The 16,928-nt window shown below is 71.1% G+C and carries 12 protein-coding genes; 8 read left to right on the top strand and 4 right to left on the bottom strand.

Going from position 1 to position 16,928, the window contains the following annotated elements:
• Window positions 1-99: 99 nt before the first annotated feature.
• Window positions 100-2,850, bottom strand: a complete 2,751-nt coding sequence (gene aceE, locus OG403_RS12090; protein ID WP_329563962.1) for a pyruvate dehydrogenase (acetyl-transferring), homodimeric type — start codon at window positions 2,848-2,850, stop codon at window positions 100-102.
• 552 nt (window positions 2,851-3,402) lie between these two features.
• On the opposite strand from aceE, the gene OG403_RS12085 reads away from it, so the two are divergent.
• The 3 genes from OG403_RS12085 (at window position 3,403) to OG403_RS12075 (ending at window position 5,361) form a co-directional block, all read left to right on the top strand.
• The gene (locus OG403_RS12085) at window positions 3,403-3,840 is read left to right on the top strand and encodes a DUF3052 domain-containing protein (RefSeq protein ID WP_329563960.1); all 438 of its coding nucleotides are present in this window, start codon (window positions 3,403-3,405) and stop codon (window positions 3,838-3,840) included.
• A gap of 272 nt (window positions 3,841-4,112) precedes the next feature.
• A complete protein-coding gene (locus OG403_RS12080) occupies window positions 4,113-4,571 on the top strand; it encodes a peroxiredoxin (RefSeq protein WP_329563958.1) in 459 nt (152 codons plus the stop codon).
• Window positions 4,572-4,785: 214 nt separating this feature from the next.
• Window positions 4,786-5,361 carry a TerD family protein gene (locus OG403_RS12075; RefSeq protein ID WP_329563956.1) on the top strand — a complete coding sequence of 192 codons (576 nt, stop codon included), beginning with the start codon at window positions 4,786-4,788 and terminating at the stop codon, window positions 5,359-5,361.
• 23 nt (window positions 5,362-5,384) lie between these two features.
• Here the strand turns inward: OG403_RS12075 and OG403_RS12070 are convergent, their stop codons facing one another.
• Entirely contained in the window at window positions 5,385-7,730 is a 2,346-nt protein-coding gene (locus tag OG403_RS12070) for a protein kinase domain-containing protein (protein ID WP_329563955.1), read from the bottom strand.
• 267 nt (window positions 7,731-7,997) lie between these two features.
• On the opposite strand from OG403_RS12070, the gene OG403_RS12065 reads away from it, so the two are divergent.
• On the top strand, window positions 7,998-8,582 hold the full coding sequence (locus OG403_RS12065) for a TerD family protein (protein ID WP_329563953.1): 585 nt from the start codon (window positions 7,998-8,000) through the stop codon (window positions 8,580-8,582).
• A 49-nt stretch (window positions 8,583-8,631) separates the two neighbouring features.
• The gene (locus OG403_RS12060) at window positions 8,632-9,756 is read left to right on the top strand and encodes a DUF475 domain-containing protein (protein WP_329563952.1); all 1,125 of its coding nucleotides are present in this window, start codon (window positions 8,632-8,634) and stop codon (window positions 9,754-9,756) included.
• Between the two features lie 88 nt (window positions 9,757-9,844).
• Here the strand turns inward: OG403_RS12060 and OG403_RS12055 are convergent, their stop codons facing one another.
• Window positions 9,845-10,918, bottom strand: a complete 1,074-nt coding sequence (locus tag OG403_RS12055; protein ID WP_329563951.1) for a DUF2637 domain-containing protein — start codon at window positions 10,916-10,918, stop codon at window positions 9,845-9,847.
• 308 nt (window positions 10,919-11,226) lie between these two features.
• Here OG403_RS12055 and OG403_RS12050 point away from each other — a divergent pair, with 308 nt between their 5' ends.
• On the top strand, window positions 11,227-11,949 hold the full coding sequence (locus OG403_RS12050) for a TerD family protein (protein ID WP_442910903.1): 723 nt from the start codon (window positions 11,227-11,229) through the stop codon (window positions 11,947-11,949).
• A 22-nt stretch (window positions 11,950-11,971) separates the two neighbouring features.
• On the opposite strand, the gene OG403_RS12045 is transcribed toward OG403_RS12050, so the two are convergent.
• A complete protein-coding gene (locus OG403_RS12045) occupies window positions 11,972-12,988 on the bottom strand; it encodes a TerD family protein (protein WP_329563950.1) in 1,017 nt (338 codons plus the stop codon).
• A 331-nt stretch (window positions 12,989-13,319) separates the two neighbouring features.
• Between OG403_RS12045 and OG403_RS12040 the strand changes: the two genes are divergently transcribed.
• Window positions 13,320-14,447, top strand: coding sequence for an HpcH/HpaI aldolase/citrate lyase family protein (locus OG403_RS12040; protein WP_329563948.1), 1,128 nt, complete (start codon window positions 13,320-13,322; stop codon window positions 14,445-14,447).
• A complete protein-coding gene (locus OG403_RS12035; protein WP_329563946.1) occupies window positions 14,444-16,924 on the top strand; it encodes a phosphoribosyltransferase in 2,481 nt (826 codons plus the stop codon). Before OG403_RS12040 ends, OG403_RS12035 begins: the two co-directional genes overlap by 4 nt.
• Window positions 16,925-16,928 lie beyond the last annotated feature (4 nt).

Here is a 16,928-nt window from a genome sequence, read left to right as displayed (position 1 = left end):
AAACGGGCGCGGGAAACGGCCGGTGGTACGCCGAAGGCCGGGCTCCCATGGGGAACCCGGCCCTCAGACGGTCAGCCGGTGATCAGCTGCCGGTCGGCCTCAGGCGTCGCCGCCGGCCGCGCCCGGGTGGGCGGCGGCCACGTCCAGCAGCTGGTAGCGGTCGATCGCCTCCTTCAGCGCGGAGCGGTCGATCTTGCCCTGCTTGGCCAGCTCGGTCAGCACGCCGAGCACCACCGACTGCGCGTCGATGTGGAAGAACCGGCGCGCCGCACCACGGGTGTCGGCGAAGCCGAAACCGTCGGCGCCCAGCGACTGGTACTGGCCCGGCACCCAGCGCGCGATCTGGTCCGGCACCGCGCGCATCCAGTCGGAGACGGCGACGAACGGACCCTCGGCACCGGAGAGCTTCTGCGTCACGTACGGGACGCGCTGCGGCTCCTCGGGGTGCAGCAGGTTGAACTCCTCGGCCTCCACCGCGTCGCGGCGCAGCTCGTTCCAGGAGGTCGCGGACCAGACGTCGGCCTTGACGTTCCACTCCGCGGCCAGGATCCGCTGGGCCTCCAGGGCCCACGGCACGGCCACGCCGGAGGCGAGGATCTGCGCCGGGATCTGGCCCTCGGTGCCGGCCCGGTACTTGTGGACGCCCTTGAGGATGCCCTCGACGTCCACGTCCGCCGGCTCGGCCGGCATCTGGATCGGCTCGTTGTAGACCGTCATGTAGTAGAAGACGTCCTCGCCGTGCGGGTGCTCGGCGGAGGAGCCGTACATCCGGCGCAGGCCGTCCTGGACGATGTGCGCGATCTCGAAGCCGTAGGCCGGGTCGTAGGCGACGACGGCCGGGTTGGTCGAGGCCAGCAGGTGCGAGTGGCCGTCGGCGTGCTGCAGGCCCTCACCGGTCAGCGTGGTGCGACCGGCGGTGGCGCCGAGCACGAAGCCGCGGGCCAGCTGGTCGGCCATCTGCCAGAACTGGTCGCCGGTGCGCTGGAACCCGAACATCGAGTAGAAGACGTAGACCGGGATCAGCGGCTCGCCGTGCGTGGCGTAGGACGAGCCGGCGGCGATCAGCGAGGCGGTGCAGCCCGCCTCGGAGATGCCGTCGTGCAGCATCTGGCCGGTCGGCGACTCCTTGTAGGCCAGCAGCAGCTCGCGGTCGACCGACTCGTAGGTCTGGCCGAGCGGGTTGTAGATCTTGGCCGACGGGAAGAGCGAGTCCATGCCGAAGGTGCGGTACTCGTCCGGCGCGATCGGCACGAAGCGGTTGCCGATGCCCTTGTCCCGCATCAGGTCCTTGAGCAGGCGGACGAACGCCATGGTGGTGGCGATGGTCTGCTGGCCGGAGCCCTTCTTGACCGCCTTGTAGGCATCCTCGCCGGGCAGCACCAGCTGCGTCGGGCGCACCTTGCGGGTCGGCACGTAGCCGCCCAGCTCCTTGCGCCGGTCGTGCATGTACTGGATCTCCTCCGAGTCACGGCCCGGGTGGTAGTAGGGCGGGTAGCCCTCCTCCAGTTGCTTGTCCGTGATCGGGATGTGCAGGCGGTCGCGGAAGCGCTTCAGGTCCTCGACCGTCAGCTTCTTCATCTGGTGGGTGGCGTTGCGGCCCTCGAAGTTGGGGCCCAGCGTCCAGCCCTTGACGGTCTGCGCCAGGATGACGGTCGGCTGGCCCGTGTGCTCGCGGGCCGCCTTGAAGGCCGCGTAGACCTTCTTGTGGTCGTGGCCGCCGCGACCCAGGTGCTGGATCTGCTGGTCGGTCATCGACTCGACCATCGCGCGCAGCCGCAGGTCGTCACCGAAGAAGTGCTCGCGGATGTACGAGCCGGTCTCGGTGGCGTAGGTCTGGAACTGGCCGTCCGGGGTCGAGTTCAGCTTGTTGACCAGGACACCGTCGCGGTCCTGCGCGAGCAGCGGGTCCCAGCTGCGGTCCCAGACCAGCTTGATGACGTTCCAGCCGGCGCCGCGGAACTGCGACTCCAGCTCCTGGATGATCTTGCCGTTGCCGCGGACCGGGCCGTCCAGGCGCTGCAGGTTGCAGTTGACCACGAAGGTCAGGTTGTCCAGGCCCTCGCGCGCGGCGAGCGACAGCTGGCCCAGCGACTCCGGCTCGTCCATCTCGCCGTCGCCGAGGAAGGCGTAGACGTGCGAGTCGGAGGTGTCCTTGATGCCGCGGTGCTCCAGGTAGCGGTTCATCCGGGCCTGGTAGATCGCGCCGAGCGGGCCGAGGCCCATCGAGACGGTCGGGAACTCCCAGAAGTCCGGCATCAGCCGCGGGTGCGGGTAGCTGGACAGGCCGTAGGGGGCCTTGGACTTCTCCTGGCGGAACGCGTCGAGCTGCTGCTCGCTCAGTCGGTCCAGCAGGAACGCGCGCGCGTAGATACCGGGGGAGGCGTGGCCCTGGAAGAAGATCTGGTCGCCGGACTCGCCCTCGGCGTCCTTGCCGCGGAAGAAGTAGTTGAAGCCGACGTCGTAGAGCGACGCCGAGGAGGCGAAGGTGGCGATGTGGCCACCGACGCCGATGCCCGGGCGCTGCGCCCGGGACACCATCACGGCCGCGTTCCAGCGGGTCGCGTTCAGGACCTTGCGCTCGATCTCCTCGTTGCCGGGGAAGAACGGCTCGTCCTTGGTGGCGATGGTGTTGACGTAGTCCGTGCTGCGCATCTCGGGCACGGCGACACGCTTCTCGCGGGCGCGCTCGATCAGCCGGAGCATCAGGTAGCGAGCACGCTCGCGCCCCCGCTCGTCAATGGCCGCGTCGAGCGACTCCAGCCATTCCGCGGTCTCCTCGGGATCGAAGTCCGGGACCTGACTCGGAAGGCCGCCAATGATGATCGGGTTGCGATCGGATCCGGAAGCCACGCTGTTCCTTCACTGTCGGTCGAAACTGAGGTGTGTCGCGCCGCCTCCATCGTGTACCGCAACTCGGAGATCCGTCATCTCTACCGATGGGTAACCGGCACGCCTGGTGGGCGCGTCGGTCAGGTGGGGCACGGCTCGGGCGTCATCGCCGTCACCGATCGCCACCGGGTGTTACGAAGAGGTGGTCCGACCTGTTTCCTGGACTGCTCCAGGTGCCCCGCTCGCCCGATGGCGGGCGGTCGGGGTGAGGGCCAACAGGAGACTCTACGCCCGTGATCGTGTTGCTCTCGAATGTCGTTCGGATCGCGGGCAGCGGGCCGGACGAGCGCGCCTTCGACCGCCGATGGACGAGTGGCATCCGCAGCATGGGCGAACGGTCCGCAAAAGGGCAAATCGGTGTGATTCCCAGCACATCGCTCGGCGTGTCTTGCTACGAGACGTCAACCTTTGGGTGGGATCGGGGGTCGGGTACTTGCGCGAACCGCCGCGCCCGTGTGGACTACGGCCACAGCCCTGGCATCGATGCCAGGCCGAATACTGGAGGTTATTCCCGTGAGCGCGACCGCGGACCCCGCGGACAAGTCCAACCCGGCTGGCAAGCTGGGCTTCGAGCCCGGCCAGATCGTTCAGGAGCTCGGGTACGACGAAGACACCGACCAGGACCTCCGCGAGGGCATCGAGGAGATCACTGGTGAGGAGCTCGTCGACGAGGACTACGACGACGTCGCCGACGCCGTCCTGCTGTGGCACCGCGAGGAGGACGGGGATCTGACCGATGCCCTCGTCGACGCCCAGGAGTACCTGGCCGACGGTGGCCTCATCTGGCTGCTGACGCCCAAGAAGGGCCGTGACGGCCACGTCGAGGCGCACGAGGTCGCCGAGGCCGCGCAGACTGCGGGCCTCTCGCAGACCAGCTCGATCACGGTGGCCAAGGACTGGGCCGGTACCCGCCTGGCCACGCCGAAGGCGGCGAAGTCCAGCCGGCGCTGAGCCTGGCCCGCCCCGAGCCCCGCGGACCCCGCTGGAGAAGCCTCCAGCGGGGTCCCGCTGTCTGCGGGGCCGGTTTGTCGAGATCGCCGAGCCCGCTGTTCGCTTGCGGCGAAACCGCTCTCCGGAACTCCTCGAAGGGCCTTCCCGCCTCACTCGTAAGGCCGAAATCGAGGACCCGGATGCGAGGATGAGCCCGCGGTCGGCCCCTGCGCCGTCCAAGCAACCCGTGGGCGCGGTGTGCGCCGCGCCCCACCGCTGAGAAAGGTCTCACCATGGCCATCGAGGTCGGCAACCAGGCTCCGGATTTCGAGCTGAAGAACCAGCACGGCGAGCTGGTCAAGCTCTCCGACTTCCGGGGCGAGAAGAACGTCGTCCTGGTCTTCTACCCCTTCGCGTTCACTGGTGTCTGCACCGGTGAGGTCTGCGCGATCCAGAAGGAGCTGCCGCGCCTGCAGAACGAGGACGTGCAGATCCTCGCGGTCTCCAACGACTCGCCCTTCACGCTGCGCGTCTTCGCCGAGCAGGAGGGCCTGGAGTACCCGCTGCTCTCGGACTTCTGGCCGCACGGTGCGGTTTCCACCGCCTACGGCGTCTTCGACGCGGAGAAGGGCTGCGCGGTGCGCGGCACCTTCGTCATCGACAAGGCCGGCGTGGTGCGTTGGTCGGTCGTCAACGGCCTGCCGGACGCGCGTGACGAGCAGGAGTACCTGAAGGTGCTCGCGGCGCTCTGAGCCCGAGCGGTCCTGGCCCGGCGGCCCGGCGTGCGATGAAAGGCCTCCCCGCGGGGAAGTCTCATCATCGGCCACGCCGGGCCGCCTCGCGTTGCGGGTAGGAACCCGGTACTACGATCAGGCCGTTGGCCGGCGCGTGGGCCCCGTCGGACGGGGGCGCCGGACGACACCGCCGAGGCGCCGCCCGGGCGCCTCCCGGATCTTGGAGGAACCTGTGGGTGTCAGCCTGAGCAAGGGCGGCAATGTCTCGCTCACCAAGGAGGCCCCGGGCCTGACGGCCGTCCTGGTCGGTCTGGGCTGGGATGCGCGCACCACCACCGGTGCCGAGTTCGACCTGGACGCGAGCGCGCTGCTCTGCACCGAGCAGGGCAAGGTCGCCAAGGACAGCGACTTCGTCTTCTTCAACAACCTGAAGAGCCCGGACGGTTCGGTCGAGCACACCGGTGACAACCTGACCGGTGACGGCGAGGGCGACGACGAGGTGATCAAGGTCGACCTGACCGCGGTGCCGGCTTCGATCGCGAAGATCGTCTTCCCGGTCTCGATCTACGAGGCGGAGACCCGGCTGCAGAACTTCGGCCAGGTCCGCAACGCCTACATCCGCGTGATCAACCAGCAGGGCGGTCAGGAGATCGCCCGCTACGACCTGAGCGAGGACGCCTCGACCGAGACCGCGATGGTCTTCGGCGAGCTCTACCGCAACGGCGCCGAGTGGAAGTTCCGTGCCATCGGCCAGGGTTACGCCTCGGGCCTGCGCGGGATCGCGCAGGACTTCGGCGTCAACGTCTGAGAGCCGGCGGGGCCGAGGGTGGTTCAGACCGGCGGCAGCGCGTAGACCTTGGTGTCCTGGGAGGCGATCAGGGTCTTGCCGTCGGTGCTGAACAGCCAGGGGACGCCGCCCGGCAGACCGGGCTGGAAGGTCCAGCGAATCCGGTGGGCGTTGATGTCCACCGCGTAGATCCCGTTGTTGTCGGTGGAGACGAAGCAGGTCTGCCGGACCACGACGGGCGCCGTGTCCATCGAGCACTCGTAGGGCAGCGCACAGCGCCAGAGTTCCTGACCGCTCGTCGCCTGATAGGCGATCAGCGCCGGTGGGGCGCTGGGGGTGGCGTTGTACTGGGTCATCGTGATGCCGCCCAGCACCACGTAGACCACGCCGCCGGCGACGGTCGGCGGGGCGTACCAGAGGTCCTTGCTGCCGGACGGCGGGGACTGCGCCCAGGCCTGCTTCCCGGTGGCGAGGGTCACCGCCTGGACGCCGCTGTCGGTGGAGGCGCAGTAGGCCCGGTCCGCGTCGGCGATGGGCTGGTAGGCGGCCTGCGTCTTGGTGTCGGCGAACCAGAGCTGTTCGCCGGTCTTGCGGCTGCGGGCGACCAGGTTGGTCAGCGAGTCGGTGTAGAGCAGCAGGTCCGCGGTCAGCGTCGCGGCGACCTCGCTGGTCGCGTCCGGCTTGCGCGGCTGGCTCCAGAGCACCGAGCCGTCGGCGGCGGAGAGCGCGAAGACGCCGGGAGTGGTCTGGGCGCTCGGGTCCGGGTTGCCGCTGGAGTCCAGCGGCTGGAACTTGCACAGGGCGTAGACGGTCTGGTCGTCGGCGGCCAGCACCACGTCGGGCTCGAGCAGCGGGCCGGTGCCGGCGGGCTTCGGGGTGTAGGTCCAGAGCGGGTTGCCGTTCAGCGGGTTCGCCTTGACCAGGTTCTCGCCGGTGTACACCAGGTCGCCGCCGCTCACCGCGGCGCCGATCTCGGAGTCGTCGGGCAGTTGCCAGCGCTGCCGGCCGGTCGCCAGCTCCAGCGCCGTCGCCCCGCCCTGTCCGTAGAGGTAGACCGCGTCCCCGGCCACCAGCGGCGTGAATCCGTTGAGCACCTGGGGGACCGGGGACAGCCAGAGCGGGTCGGGCGCCACGCCGGGTCGGCGGCTGGTGGAGGGCGAGGCGCTCTGGCCTGCCGAGGCCGTCCCGGGGGCGGGTGTGGGGACCGGCTCGGGGGCGGGCCCGGGCTTGGCCCGGCCGCTGTCGAGCGCCCAGGCCGCGCCGCCGATGGCGGCCAGCAGCGCGGCGCCGCCGCCGGCCAGCAGCGCGCGGCGGGACGGGCGGGCCGAGCGGGCCGGGTGGGCCGGCGCCACGGCGGTGGTGGCCTCGGTGGGGCCGGGAGCCGCGGTGCCGCGCAGTCGCAGGGTCCCGCCCGGGGCGGGGTGGGAGAGCTCGGTGGGCGGGTGGTCCGCCGTCGGCCGGGCCTCGGCGGCGGGTGCCGGCGGGGCGTCCAGGTCGAGCACGGTGGCCGCGAGGGTGGCCAGTTCGGCGGCGAGCGGACCGGGGAGCCAGCCGGGACCGGTGACGGCCGAGCCGTCGGCGAGCAGTTCGACCAGTTCCGCGGGCGTGGGCCGGTCGGCCGGGTCCTTGGCCAGGCAGGCCGCGATGACGGGCAGGAGTTCCTCGGGCAGCGCGTCCAGCTCCGGCTCGTCGTGGATCACCCGGTAGAGCAGCGAGGCGGCCGAGGCGGCGGATTCGGTGGACCGGTTGAACGGGCCGGTCCCGCTCGCGGCGAACGCCAGTACCGAGCCGAGCGAGAAGAGGTCCCCCGCCGGGCCCATCACGGTGCCGCTCGCCTGCTCGGGACACATGAAACCGGGCGAGCCGACCACCACGCCGGTGCTGGTCAGCTGGTCGCCCTCGAGCGCCCGGGCGATCCCGAAGTCGATCACCCGGGGGCCGTCGGCGGCCAGCAGCACGTTCGACGGCTTGAGGTCACGGTGGATCAGCCCGGCCCGGTGGATCGCGTCCAGCGCTCGGGCCAGGCCGATGCCCAGGGCGCGCACCGAGGCGACCGGCAGCGGGCCGTGACCGGCCACCGCCTCGGTGAGCGAGGGGCCGAGCACGTAGCTGGTGGCCAGCCAGGGCGCCGGGCCGTCCTGGTCGGCGTCCACCACGGGTGCGGTGTACGGGCCGCTGACCGCCCGGGCCGCGGCGACCTCGCGCCGGAACCGCTCGCGGAACTCCTGGTCCTCGGCGAGTTCGGCCCGGACCACCTTGACCGCGACGGTGCGTCCGCCGGCCGAGCGGGCGAGGTAGACCCGTCCCATTCCGCCGGCGCCGAGTCTGGCCAGCAGGCGGTAGGGACCGACGGACGGCGGATCGCTGGGCTCCAGCGGCTGAAACGGCATGCTGACGGCTCCCCCGGGTGCGGCGCCGTCCCGGTGGCCGTCCCGTTGACGGGCCGCGGGCGCCTGCTGAGCTGAGATCGTACGACCTGCCGATCAGCACCGAACTGCCGGGCTGAGCTGGGGATCGAGCGCCTTGATAGGTTCGAAGTTCAGGATGTTCAGTGGGTGGTTCGCAACCACGCGCGGGCGGGCGGGCGTAGACATGTTCTTTGGCCCGCGCGTCGTGCCGGCGGTGCGGGCCGCCAGGGAGTGGGAGGAAAGACGACGATGAGTGTCACGCTCGCCAAGGGCGGCAACGTCTCGCTGAGCAAGGCCGCCCCCGGTCTGACCCAGGTTCAGATCGGCCTGGGGTGGGACGCCCGGTCCACCACCGGCGCGCCCTTCGACCTCGACGCGAGCGCGCTGCTCTGCTCGGGCGGCCGGGTGCTCGGCGACGAGTACTTCGTCTTCTACAACAACCTCAAGAGCCCCGACGGCTCGGTCGAGCACCTGGGCGACAACCTGGTCGGCGGCACGGAGGGCGACGAGGGCGACGAAGAGGTGATCGTGGTCAACCTCGAGCTGGTGCCCGCCCAGGTCGACAAGGTGGTCTTCCCGGTCTCGATCTACGACGCGGACGCGCGGTTGCAGAGCTTCGGTCAGGTCCGCAACGCCTACATCCGGGTGATCAACCGGCAGGGCAACCAGGAGATCGCCCGCTACGACCTGAGCGAGGACGCCTCGACCGAGACCGCGATGGTCTTCGGCGAGCTCTACCGCTACCAGGGCGAGTGGAAGTTCCGCGCGGTCGGCCAGGGCTACGCTTCCGGGCTGCGTGGCATCGCCCTTGATTTTGGGGTAAAGGTAGAGTAAAAAACCGTCAATTTCTTGACGCGCCATGTCACCGAAAGGTAGTTACACCGTGTTCCTCCGTACTTTCGGATGGTCCTTCGCGATCACGATCGCCGGGCTGGTCGCAGCCGGGCTGATCTGGGGCGCCGAGGGCTTCGGCGTGGTGCTGATCCTCGCGGTCCTGGAGATCTCGCTCTCGTTCGACAACGCCGTGGTCAATGCCACCGTGCTGAAGCGGATGAATCCGTTCTGGCAGAAGATCTTCCTGACGGTGGGTGTGCTGATCGCCGTCTTCGGGATGCGGCTGCTCTTCCCGCTGCTGGTGGTGGCCCTGACCGCGCACATCGGGCCGAGCACCGTGATCGACCTGGCGCTCCACTCGGACCACACCTACAACGGCCTGACCTACGCCCAGCACCTGGAGGCCGCGAACCCGGCGATCGCCGCGTTCGGCGGGATCTTCCTGCTGATGATCTTCCTGGACTTCATCCTGGAGGAGAAGGACTTCCACTGGCTGCGCTGGATCGAGCGACCGCTGGAGCGGATCGGCCGGGTGGAGGCGCTCTCCTCGGTGATCTCGCTGGTCACCCTCGCGCTGGTGGCGCGGTTCTTCGGCAAGGAGCACGCTGAAACGGTCCTGCTCGCGGGCCTGCTGGGGCTGGCGACCTACCTCGGGGTGAGCGGGCTCTCCGGCGTCTTCGAGTCGAGCCTGGAGGACGAGGAGGCCGAGGACGGCGCGGGGGAGGCGGCGGGCGGCCGGCAGCCCGGCAGGTCGGCGGTGCTGGTCGCCGGGAAGGCCGCGTTCTTCCTCTTCCTCTACCTGGAGGTGCTGGACGCCTCCTTCTCCTTCGATGGGGTGGTCGGCGCCTTCGCGATCTCCAGCGACATCTTCCAGATCACCCTGGGCCTGGGCATCGGCGCGATGTACATCCGCTCGCTGACGGTCTTCCTGGTCCGCAAGGGCACCCTGGACGACTACGTCTACCTGGAGCACGGCGCGCACTACGCGATCGGCGCGCTCTCCGTGATCCTGCTGGTCTCGATCGAGAAGAAGATCCCGGAGATCATCACCGGCCTGATCGGCGTGGCCTTCATCGGCGCCGCGCTGGCCTCCTCGATGCGGCGCAACCAGCGGATCGCCCGGACCGAGGTCGAGCTGGCCCTGGAGCCGGCCGAGACGGCCGGTAAGCGGTAGCGCGCGGTACGGACACATACGCGGTGGGGCCCGGTTCGTTCAACGAACCGGGCCCCACCGCGTAGTCGTGCCGCTCACCGAGCAGCTGTCAGCCGAGGCGCTTCTCCATCGCGCGCAGCTTGCGCTCCAGCGAGTCGAAGGGGGAGTCGATCTTCGGCATCGAGAGCGTGTCGTCGTCCGCCGTCAGGTCGACGCTCCCGTCGGCGGCGCTGCCGACCGCGGTGCGGCGGGGGGAGGCGGCGAGTGCGGCGGGCTCCAGCGCGGAGCGGCCGACCTTGGCCATCGGGTCCTCGGAGGCGGCTAGAGCAGGCTCCGTAGCGGGCTGGCCGTCGCCGGAGCCCGCGGTCAGGGCGGGCACCTGGCGGCCGCCCCGGGCCCGGGCGAGCACGCCGCCCCGGGAGAGCGCCTTCAGCTCGGCCCGCTCGCGGCGGTCGGCGCTGCGCGCCTGCACCTTGGCGTCCAGCTTCGACTGCTTCTCCTCGCGGACCTCCTCGACCGCCTCGTCCAGGCTGCGGACGTTCTCCAGCAGCATCAGCGACCAGGCCGCGTAGGTCTCACGCGGGGCGCGCAGCCAGCGCACGATCCGGATCTGCGGCAGCGGACGCGGGATCAGGCCCTGCTCGCGCAGCGCCGCCCGGCGGGTCTGCTTCAGGGCGCGGTCGAAGAGGATGGCCGCCGAGATCGACATGCCGGAGAAGAACTGCGGGGCGCCGTCGTGGCCGCCGCCGCGCGGCGCGTGCACCCAGTTGAACCAGGCCGAGGCGACCGCGAAGACCCAGACCAGCAGGCGCGAGCCGAGCGCGGCGTCGCCGTGGCTGGCCTCGCGGACGGCGAGGACGGAGCAGAACATCGCGGCGCCGTCCAGGCCGAACGGGACCAGGTACTCCCAGCCTCCGGACAGGCCCAGGTTCTGGGTGCCGAAGCCGACCAGGCCGTGGAAGGAGAGCGCGGCGGCGACTCCGGCGCAGCAGAAGAGCAGCACGTACGAGGCGATCCCGTACCAGGTCTCCTTGCGGCGGCGACGCTCCTCGCTGCGCTCCCAGGAGTCCTCGTTCGCCTCGGCCTTGTTGGTCTTGACCCGGAGCAAGGCCGCCAGGATGGCTATGAAGAGCAGGGCGGCGCCGCCGATGACGGCCCAGACCAGCTGAGTGGAGGATGACATTGCGAGGTAGGCCTCTGCTTTCCGCTGCTTTCCGCGGTCGGGCGGGAGTGGACGGTCCCTTGTGCGACGGGTCGTCAGGGGAGGGACACCTGTGCGGCTAGACGATATCGCGTCCGCGAGGGCCGCATGGTACGGGAGTCACGTTCGCCCGGCTATCCGCCGCCCGGGTGGCGCTGACCAGGCATCTGATCCGACGGTGTCTCAGGCTCCGTGCTGGGTATGGACCGCAGTGCACAATGGTGCGTCAGCGGTGCGCCGTAGCTCGCTACGTGTGCGTCGGAGTCGGCGTTCGGCTGGGGGCTTTCGGTATGGCAACGATCTGGGAGTTCCTGCGGGGCGAGCGCAACATGCCCGACATGATGGGCAACGGCGGCAAGGTGACGCTCACCAAGTCCCGGCCGCACCACGCGATCACCACGGACGGCCCGACCACCGGCACCCTCTTCGTCAACCTGCACTGGACCGCCCGGCAGGTCGCTGGCTCGCAGGGCGGGCTGCGCCGCAAGCTGCTCCAGCCCCGTTCGCTGCTCGCCTCGCAGACCGAGAGCACCCAGGGCGGCTCGGAGAACGTCGACCTGGACCTCGCCTGCATGTACGAACTCACCGACGGCACCCGGGGTGTGGTGCAGCCGCTCGGCAAGTTCTTCGGCGACCTCCAGCACCCGCCCTACATCAAGCTGAGCGGTGACGACAAGTACGGGGCGCCGTCCGGCGAGACCATGTACATCAACCTGGAGAAGAAGGACGAGTTCAAGCGGCTGCTGATCTTCGTCTACATCTACGACGGCACGCCGGCCTTCGACCAGACGCACGCGCAGATCCAGATCGTGCCGCCGACCGGGCCCCGGCTGGAGATCAACCTGGACGAGCGGGCCTCGGCGGCCCGTTCGTGTGCGGTGGTGCTGATCGAGAACGAGGGCGGGCAGCTGACGGTGCGTCGGGAGGTGCGGTACGTGCACGGATTCCAGTCGGACCTGGACCGCCTGTACGGCTTCGGGATGCAGTGGCAGCGGGGGTACAAGGAGGAGTAGGGGTAGCAGTAGGGGTGGGGCGTCAGCGGGTCTGGAACTGGGGGCCCTGCGGCGGGAGGACGAAGGTGGGGTCGAGGGGTGGTGCCGGCGGGGCGGGCGGGGCCGGCTGGAAGGCTGCCGTCTGGGGCTGCTGGGGATAGCCGTAGGCGGGAGCGGCCTGGGGCGGGTAGCCGTAGGGCGGGGGCTGCTGGGGGTAGCCGTAGCCGGGCGTCGGCTGGGCCGGTGCGGCCGGGTAGTTGGGGGCGGGGTAGCCGTAGCTGGGCGGGCCGGCCGGTGGCGGGGGCGTCGAAGGCGCGGCGGGGAGGTTCGAGGGCATGGCCGGGATGCTCGGCGGCCCGGTGGGGGGCGCGGTCGGCGGCGTGGCGGGAGCGGCGGGCGTGGTGGGAGGGGCGGCGGCGGGGGGCACGGCCGGGGTGAGCGTGTACGTGCCCGGCTCCTCGGCCTGAGCTGCGCCGGTCGCCGGTGCCTGCCCGTCCTCGTCCTCGTCCTCGACCGTGACGCCGAAGTCGGTGGCCAGCCCGCTCAGTCCGGAGGCGTATCCCTGCCCGACCGCGCGGAACTTCCAGCCGCCGTCGCGCCGGTAGAACTCGGCGCAGACCAGCGCGGAGACCGCCTCCACCTCGCCGACCTGGAACTCGGCGAGCGGCTCGGCGTTGGCCGCTCCGCCCGTTCCGGCCGCGTCGTGCAGCAGCACCCGCAGCGCGCCCACCGCGCGGAAGTCGCCCTCCTCGGTGGAGCCGACCAGTGTCACCCGCTCGACGTCGGCGGGCAGCTTGGCGAGGTCGACCTCGATCGTGTCGGCGATCTCCTCGGTGCCCGGCACCCGGTGCTTGGGCCGGTGTCGCACCAGACCCGAGGGGTGCCGGGGCTGGTTGTAGAAGACGAAGTCGGTGTCCGAGCGGACCTTGCCGTTCGCGCCGAGCAGCAGCGCGGAGGCGTCCACATCCGGTGCCCCGGGCGTGGTGCTCCAGCGCAGCACGGCGCGGACCGCCGCTGCGGCCAGCGAGATGTTGGCGCCCTTCGCCATCGCGTGCGTCATGACAGCCATCCTGCCTGTTCGCCGAGGGCGCGGACAACGTGGGTGCGCGCGTGGTGAGTCTGTTCCTGGGACGGGCCGGTGGCTGAAAACTTGCGTCATTTCGCAAGTAATTCGTGGGCTGAGATGTTCAGCGAATTCCATGATTCCGACCGCCACGCACTGCCGAAGCGACCGTACGATAGGCGGCCGAAGGCGGGGCGAGCTGCGAATTCGGGGGTGGCGGAGGTGCCGGGGAGTATCCCGGCCACTCCGGAAAACCGTCGGTTCCGGTCGCGCGGCTCGCACTGCCCTTCGTGATCCCGTCCCGTTCCGACCTTCCCCGGAGTGCATTTTGCGCCAGTTCGGCCAGCTCGGCCCGGACCTCCGCCAGCGGCTCTTCCTCGTCGAGCCGGTGCCGTTCGACCGGCACGGCCCGGCCGAGACGCTGGCGACCGCGCTGGGCGGGACCCTCTACCTCCCGGCCACCCGGGCCACGCTGGCGGCCGACGTCCGCAAGCAGGCGGCGCGCGGGGTGGTCTCGATGATCCTCTGCCTGGAGGACGCGATCGCGGACCGGGAGGTGGCGGCCGGCATGGCGAACCTGGTTGCGGGGCTGCGGGAGCTGGCCGGGGGTTGGGTCGGGGGTGGGGAGCTGCCGTTGCTCTTCGTCCGGGTCCGGGCGCCGGAGCAGATCGGTGAGCTGACCGAGCGGCTGGGCGGGGCGGTGCGGTTGCTCAGCGGTTTCGTGTTCCCCAAGTTCACCGAGGAGTTCGGCGGGGCCTATCTGGAGGCCCTGGCGGCCGCCGAGGTCGCCTGCGGGCAGCGGCTTTTCGCAATGCCGGTGCTGGAGTCCCCGGAACTCGCCATGTTGGAGCGGAGACGTGACCAACTGCTGGGCGTAGCAGGACTGCTGGCGAAGCACCGGAACCGGGTACTGGCGGTCCGGCTCGGTGTCACCGACCTCTGTGCGGCCTACGGGCTGCGCCGTGCGCCCCAGTTGACGGCCTACGACCTGGCGCTGGTGGCCGCGGTGATCGGTGATGTGGTCAACGTCCTGGGCCGGATGGACGGGACCGGGTTCACCGTGACCGGGCCGGTCTGGGAGTACTTTCCGCTCGGGGTCGAGGGTGCCGAGCTGGCCGGACTGCTGCGGGAGATCGAACTCGACCGGGCCAATGGACTGTTGGGAAAGACCTGTGTCCATCCGAGTCAGGTCCCCGCGGTGCACGCCCGCTCGGTGGTCACCCACGAGGAGTACCGGGATGCCCGGGACGTACTGGGCGGTGACCTGAGCGGTCGGGGCGGCGTATCGGGCTCGGTCTACCGCAACAAGATGAACGAGGCCAAGCCGCACCGGGCTTGGGCGGAACGGGTGCTGCTGCGTGCCGAGGCGTTCGGGGTGGCCCGCCCCGAGGTCGGCTTCCAGGAGCTGTTCGCGGCCTGCCGGGAGGCGGCTGCGGTCGGGGGGAGCGTGCGGTGACCACCGAAGCGGTGTGGAGCGGACAGTGGGTGGCGGACCGGCTCGGGATCGGGTTGCGTGGCGATGCCGAGCTGCCCGAGCTGCTCGGGCTGGCCGTCCGGGAGAATCCGAAGCGGGCGCAGCTGCTGGTCTCCCAGGTGCTGGGCAAGCACGTGCCGCAGCGCCCCGCCGTGGTCTACGGTGCCGGGCGACGGCTGGGTGCGGCGGTGCGGGCGCGGCTGGGCCTGCGGGCGGGGGAGCCGGTGACGGTGCTCGGCTTCGCCGAGACCGCGACCGGTCTCGGCCACTGCGTGGCGGACGAGTTGGAGGCGAGCTATCTGCACTCCACCCGGCGTCCGGTGGCCGGGCTGGAGTCGGTGGCCGGCTTCGAGGAGGAGCACTCGCACGCCACCTCGCACCTGCTGCTGCCGGTGGATCCCGAACTGCTCTGCGGTGACGGTCCGCTGATCCTTGTCGATGACGAACTGTCCACCGGTCAGACGGCGTTGAACACCATAGCGGCGTTGCATCGGCACCGGCCCCGGCAGCGCTACGGGTTGGCGACGCTGGTGGACCTGCGGGACGCGGCGGACCGGGAGCGCCTGGCGGCCTTCGCGGCCGAACTGGGCGTGCTGATCGAGGTGGTGGCGCTGGCCGAGGGGCGGGTGCGGCTGCCGGCCGGGACGGGGGAGCGGGCCCGGCGGCTGGTGGCGCGGTTGGGGGGCGGGGCTGGCGTGGGTGGTCCCGGTCCTGGAGGTGCTGGTTCCGGTGACCGCTGCGCCGAGGTGGTGCGGGTTCCGCTGCCGTGGCCGGTCGGGGTGCCGGAGGGCGGGCGGCACGGTTTCGTCCCCGCGCAGCGGGTGCGGTTGGAGGCCGCGCTGCCCGAGCTGGGTGAGCGACTGGCCAAGGAACTGGCCGGCGGGGAGCGGCGGGTGCTGGTGCTCGGCTGCGAGGAGCTGATGTACGCGCCGCTCCGGCTGGCCGAAGCGCTGCAGGGAGCGCTGCGGGAGGCGTCGCAGGGGTTCCCGGGGCCGGCAGACGTCTGGTTCTCCACCACGACCCGTTCGCCGGTGCTCGCCGTGGACGACCCCGGCTACGCGATCCGGACCCGGCTGTCCTTTCCCGCGCACGGTGCGCCGGGTGAGGGCGGCGGACTGCGGTTCGCCTACAACGTCGCTCCCGGGCGGGTGGCGGGGCGGCGGTTCGACGCGATCGTGCTGGTGCTGGACGCGGCTGCCGACACGCCCGAACTCTCTTCTGATGAAGGGTTGTTGAGCAAGCTGTGCGAGGTGACCGATCGGGTGCTGCTCGCCGTGCTGCCGGTGCGACGCCCGGTGACGGCCCGTCCGCTGCGCGGCCCCGAGTTCTCCTCCTACCCGGCGGCCGAGGTGGGCTGGCTGCTCACCGACCTGTCCGGCGTCGCCCTGGAGGCCCCGACCGAGGAGCGCGAGGAGGCGGTGCAGTCGGGCGGCGCGCACTACGCCGAGTCGCTGCCGGTGGAGTACCAGCCGAGCCCCGAGTACCAGGAGCTGTTCCACCAGGCGCTGCGCGGCTCGGCGCGGCGCATCGCGCTGGCCGTGGCCACCGTCGCCGAGACGCTGCTGCACGAGCGGGGCGAGCGCCTGGTGCTCGCCTCGCTGGCCAGGGCGGGCACCCCGGTGGGGATCCTGGTCCGCCGCTGGCTGGCCGCCGCGCACCGGATCGAGGCGCCGCACTACGCCGTCTCGATCATCCGGGGTCGCGGCATCGACCCGGTCGCCATGCGGTACTTGACGGAGCGTCATGACCCGTCGGACGTCGTCTTCGTGGACGGCTGGACCGGAAAGGGGGCGATCGCCCGGGAGCTGGCCGCCGCCCTGGAGGGCACCCCGTTCGATCCGGAGCTCGCGGTGCTCGCGGACCCCGGCCGGTGCGTGCGGACCTTCGGGACCCGGGAGGACTTCCTGATCCCGTCCGCCTGCCTGAACTCCACGGTCTCCGGGCTGGTTTCGCGCACCGTGCTGCGGGACGACCTGATCGGCCCCGAGGACTTCCACGGGGCCAAGTACTACCGGGAGTTGGCCCGCGCGGATGTCTCGGTGGCATTCCTGGACATCGTCGCCGCGCACTTTCCGGCGGTGCGGGCGGAGTTGGCGGCATCCGGGACTGCCGGGCCGGTCGGGGCTGTCGGGCTGGCCGGGGCTGTCGGGCCGGCCGACCGGGAGCCGACCTGGGCGGGATGGGCCGCGGTGGAACGGATCAGCGCCGAGTACGGGATCGGCGATGTCAACCTGGTCAAGCCCGGGGTGGGCGAGACCACCCGGGTGCTGCTGCGCCGGGTCCCCTGGCGGGTGTTGGCGCGGCGCGGGGTCGGGGCGGACCTGGACCACGTGCGGCTGCTGGCGACGCAGCGCGGGGTGCCGGTCGAGGAGGTCGACGAACTGCCGTACTCCTGCGTCGGGCTGATCCATCCGAGGTTCAGCCGCGGTGTCACCGGCGGCTCCGGGAGGACGGTGTGATGGA

This window comes from Kitasatospora sp. NBC_01266 (assembly GCF_036242395.1).
Taxonomy (GTDB): domain Bacteria; phylum Actinomycetota; class Actinomycetes; order Streptomycetales; family Streptomycetaceae; genus Kitasatospora.
This window is presented reverse-complemented; position numbering and strand designations above follow the sequence as displayed.

Bases quoted from the DNA above. Each gene is read 5' to 3' on its own strand.
- OG403_RS12080 (WP_329563958.1), top strand. From the start codon at position 4,113: ATGGCCATCGAGGTCGGCAACCAGGCTCCGGATTTCGAGCTGAAGAAC.
- OG403_RS12070 (WP_329563955.1), bottom strand. From the start codon at position 7,730: ATGCCGTTTCAGCCGCTGGAGCCCAGCGATCCGCCGTCCGTCGGTCCC.
- OG403_RS12065 (WP_329563953.1), top strand. From the start codon at position 7,998: ATGAGTGTCACGCTCGCCAAGGGCGGCAACGTCTCGCTGAGCAAGGCC.
- OG403_RS12055 (WP_329563951.1), bottom strand. From the start codon at position 10,918: ATGTCATCCTCCACTCAGCTGGTCTGGGCCGTCATCGGCGGCGCCGCC.
- OG403_RS12050 (WP_442910903.1), top strand. From the start codon at position 11,227: ATGGCAACGATCTGGGAGTTCCTGCGGGGCGAGCGCAACATGCCCGAC.
- OG403_RS12045 (WP_329563950.1), bottom strand. From the start codon at position 12,988: ATGACGCACGCGATGGCGAAGGGCGCCAACATCTCGCTGGCCGCAGCG.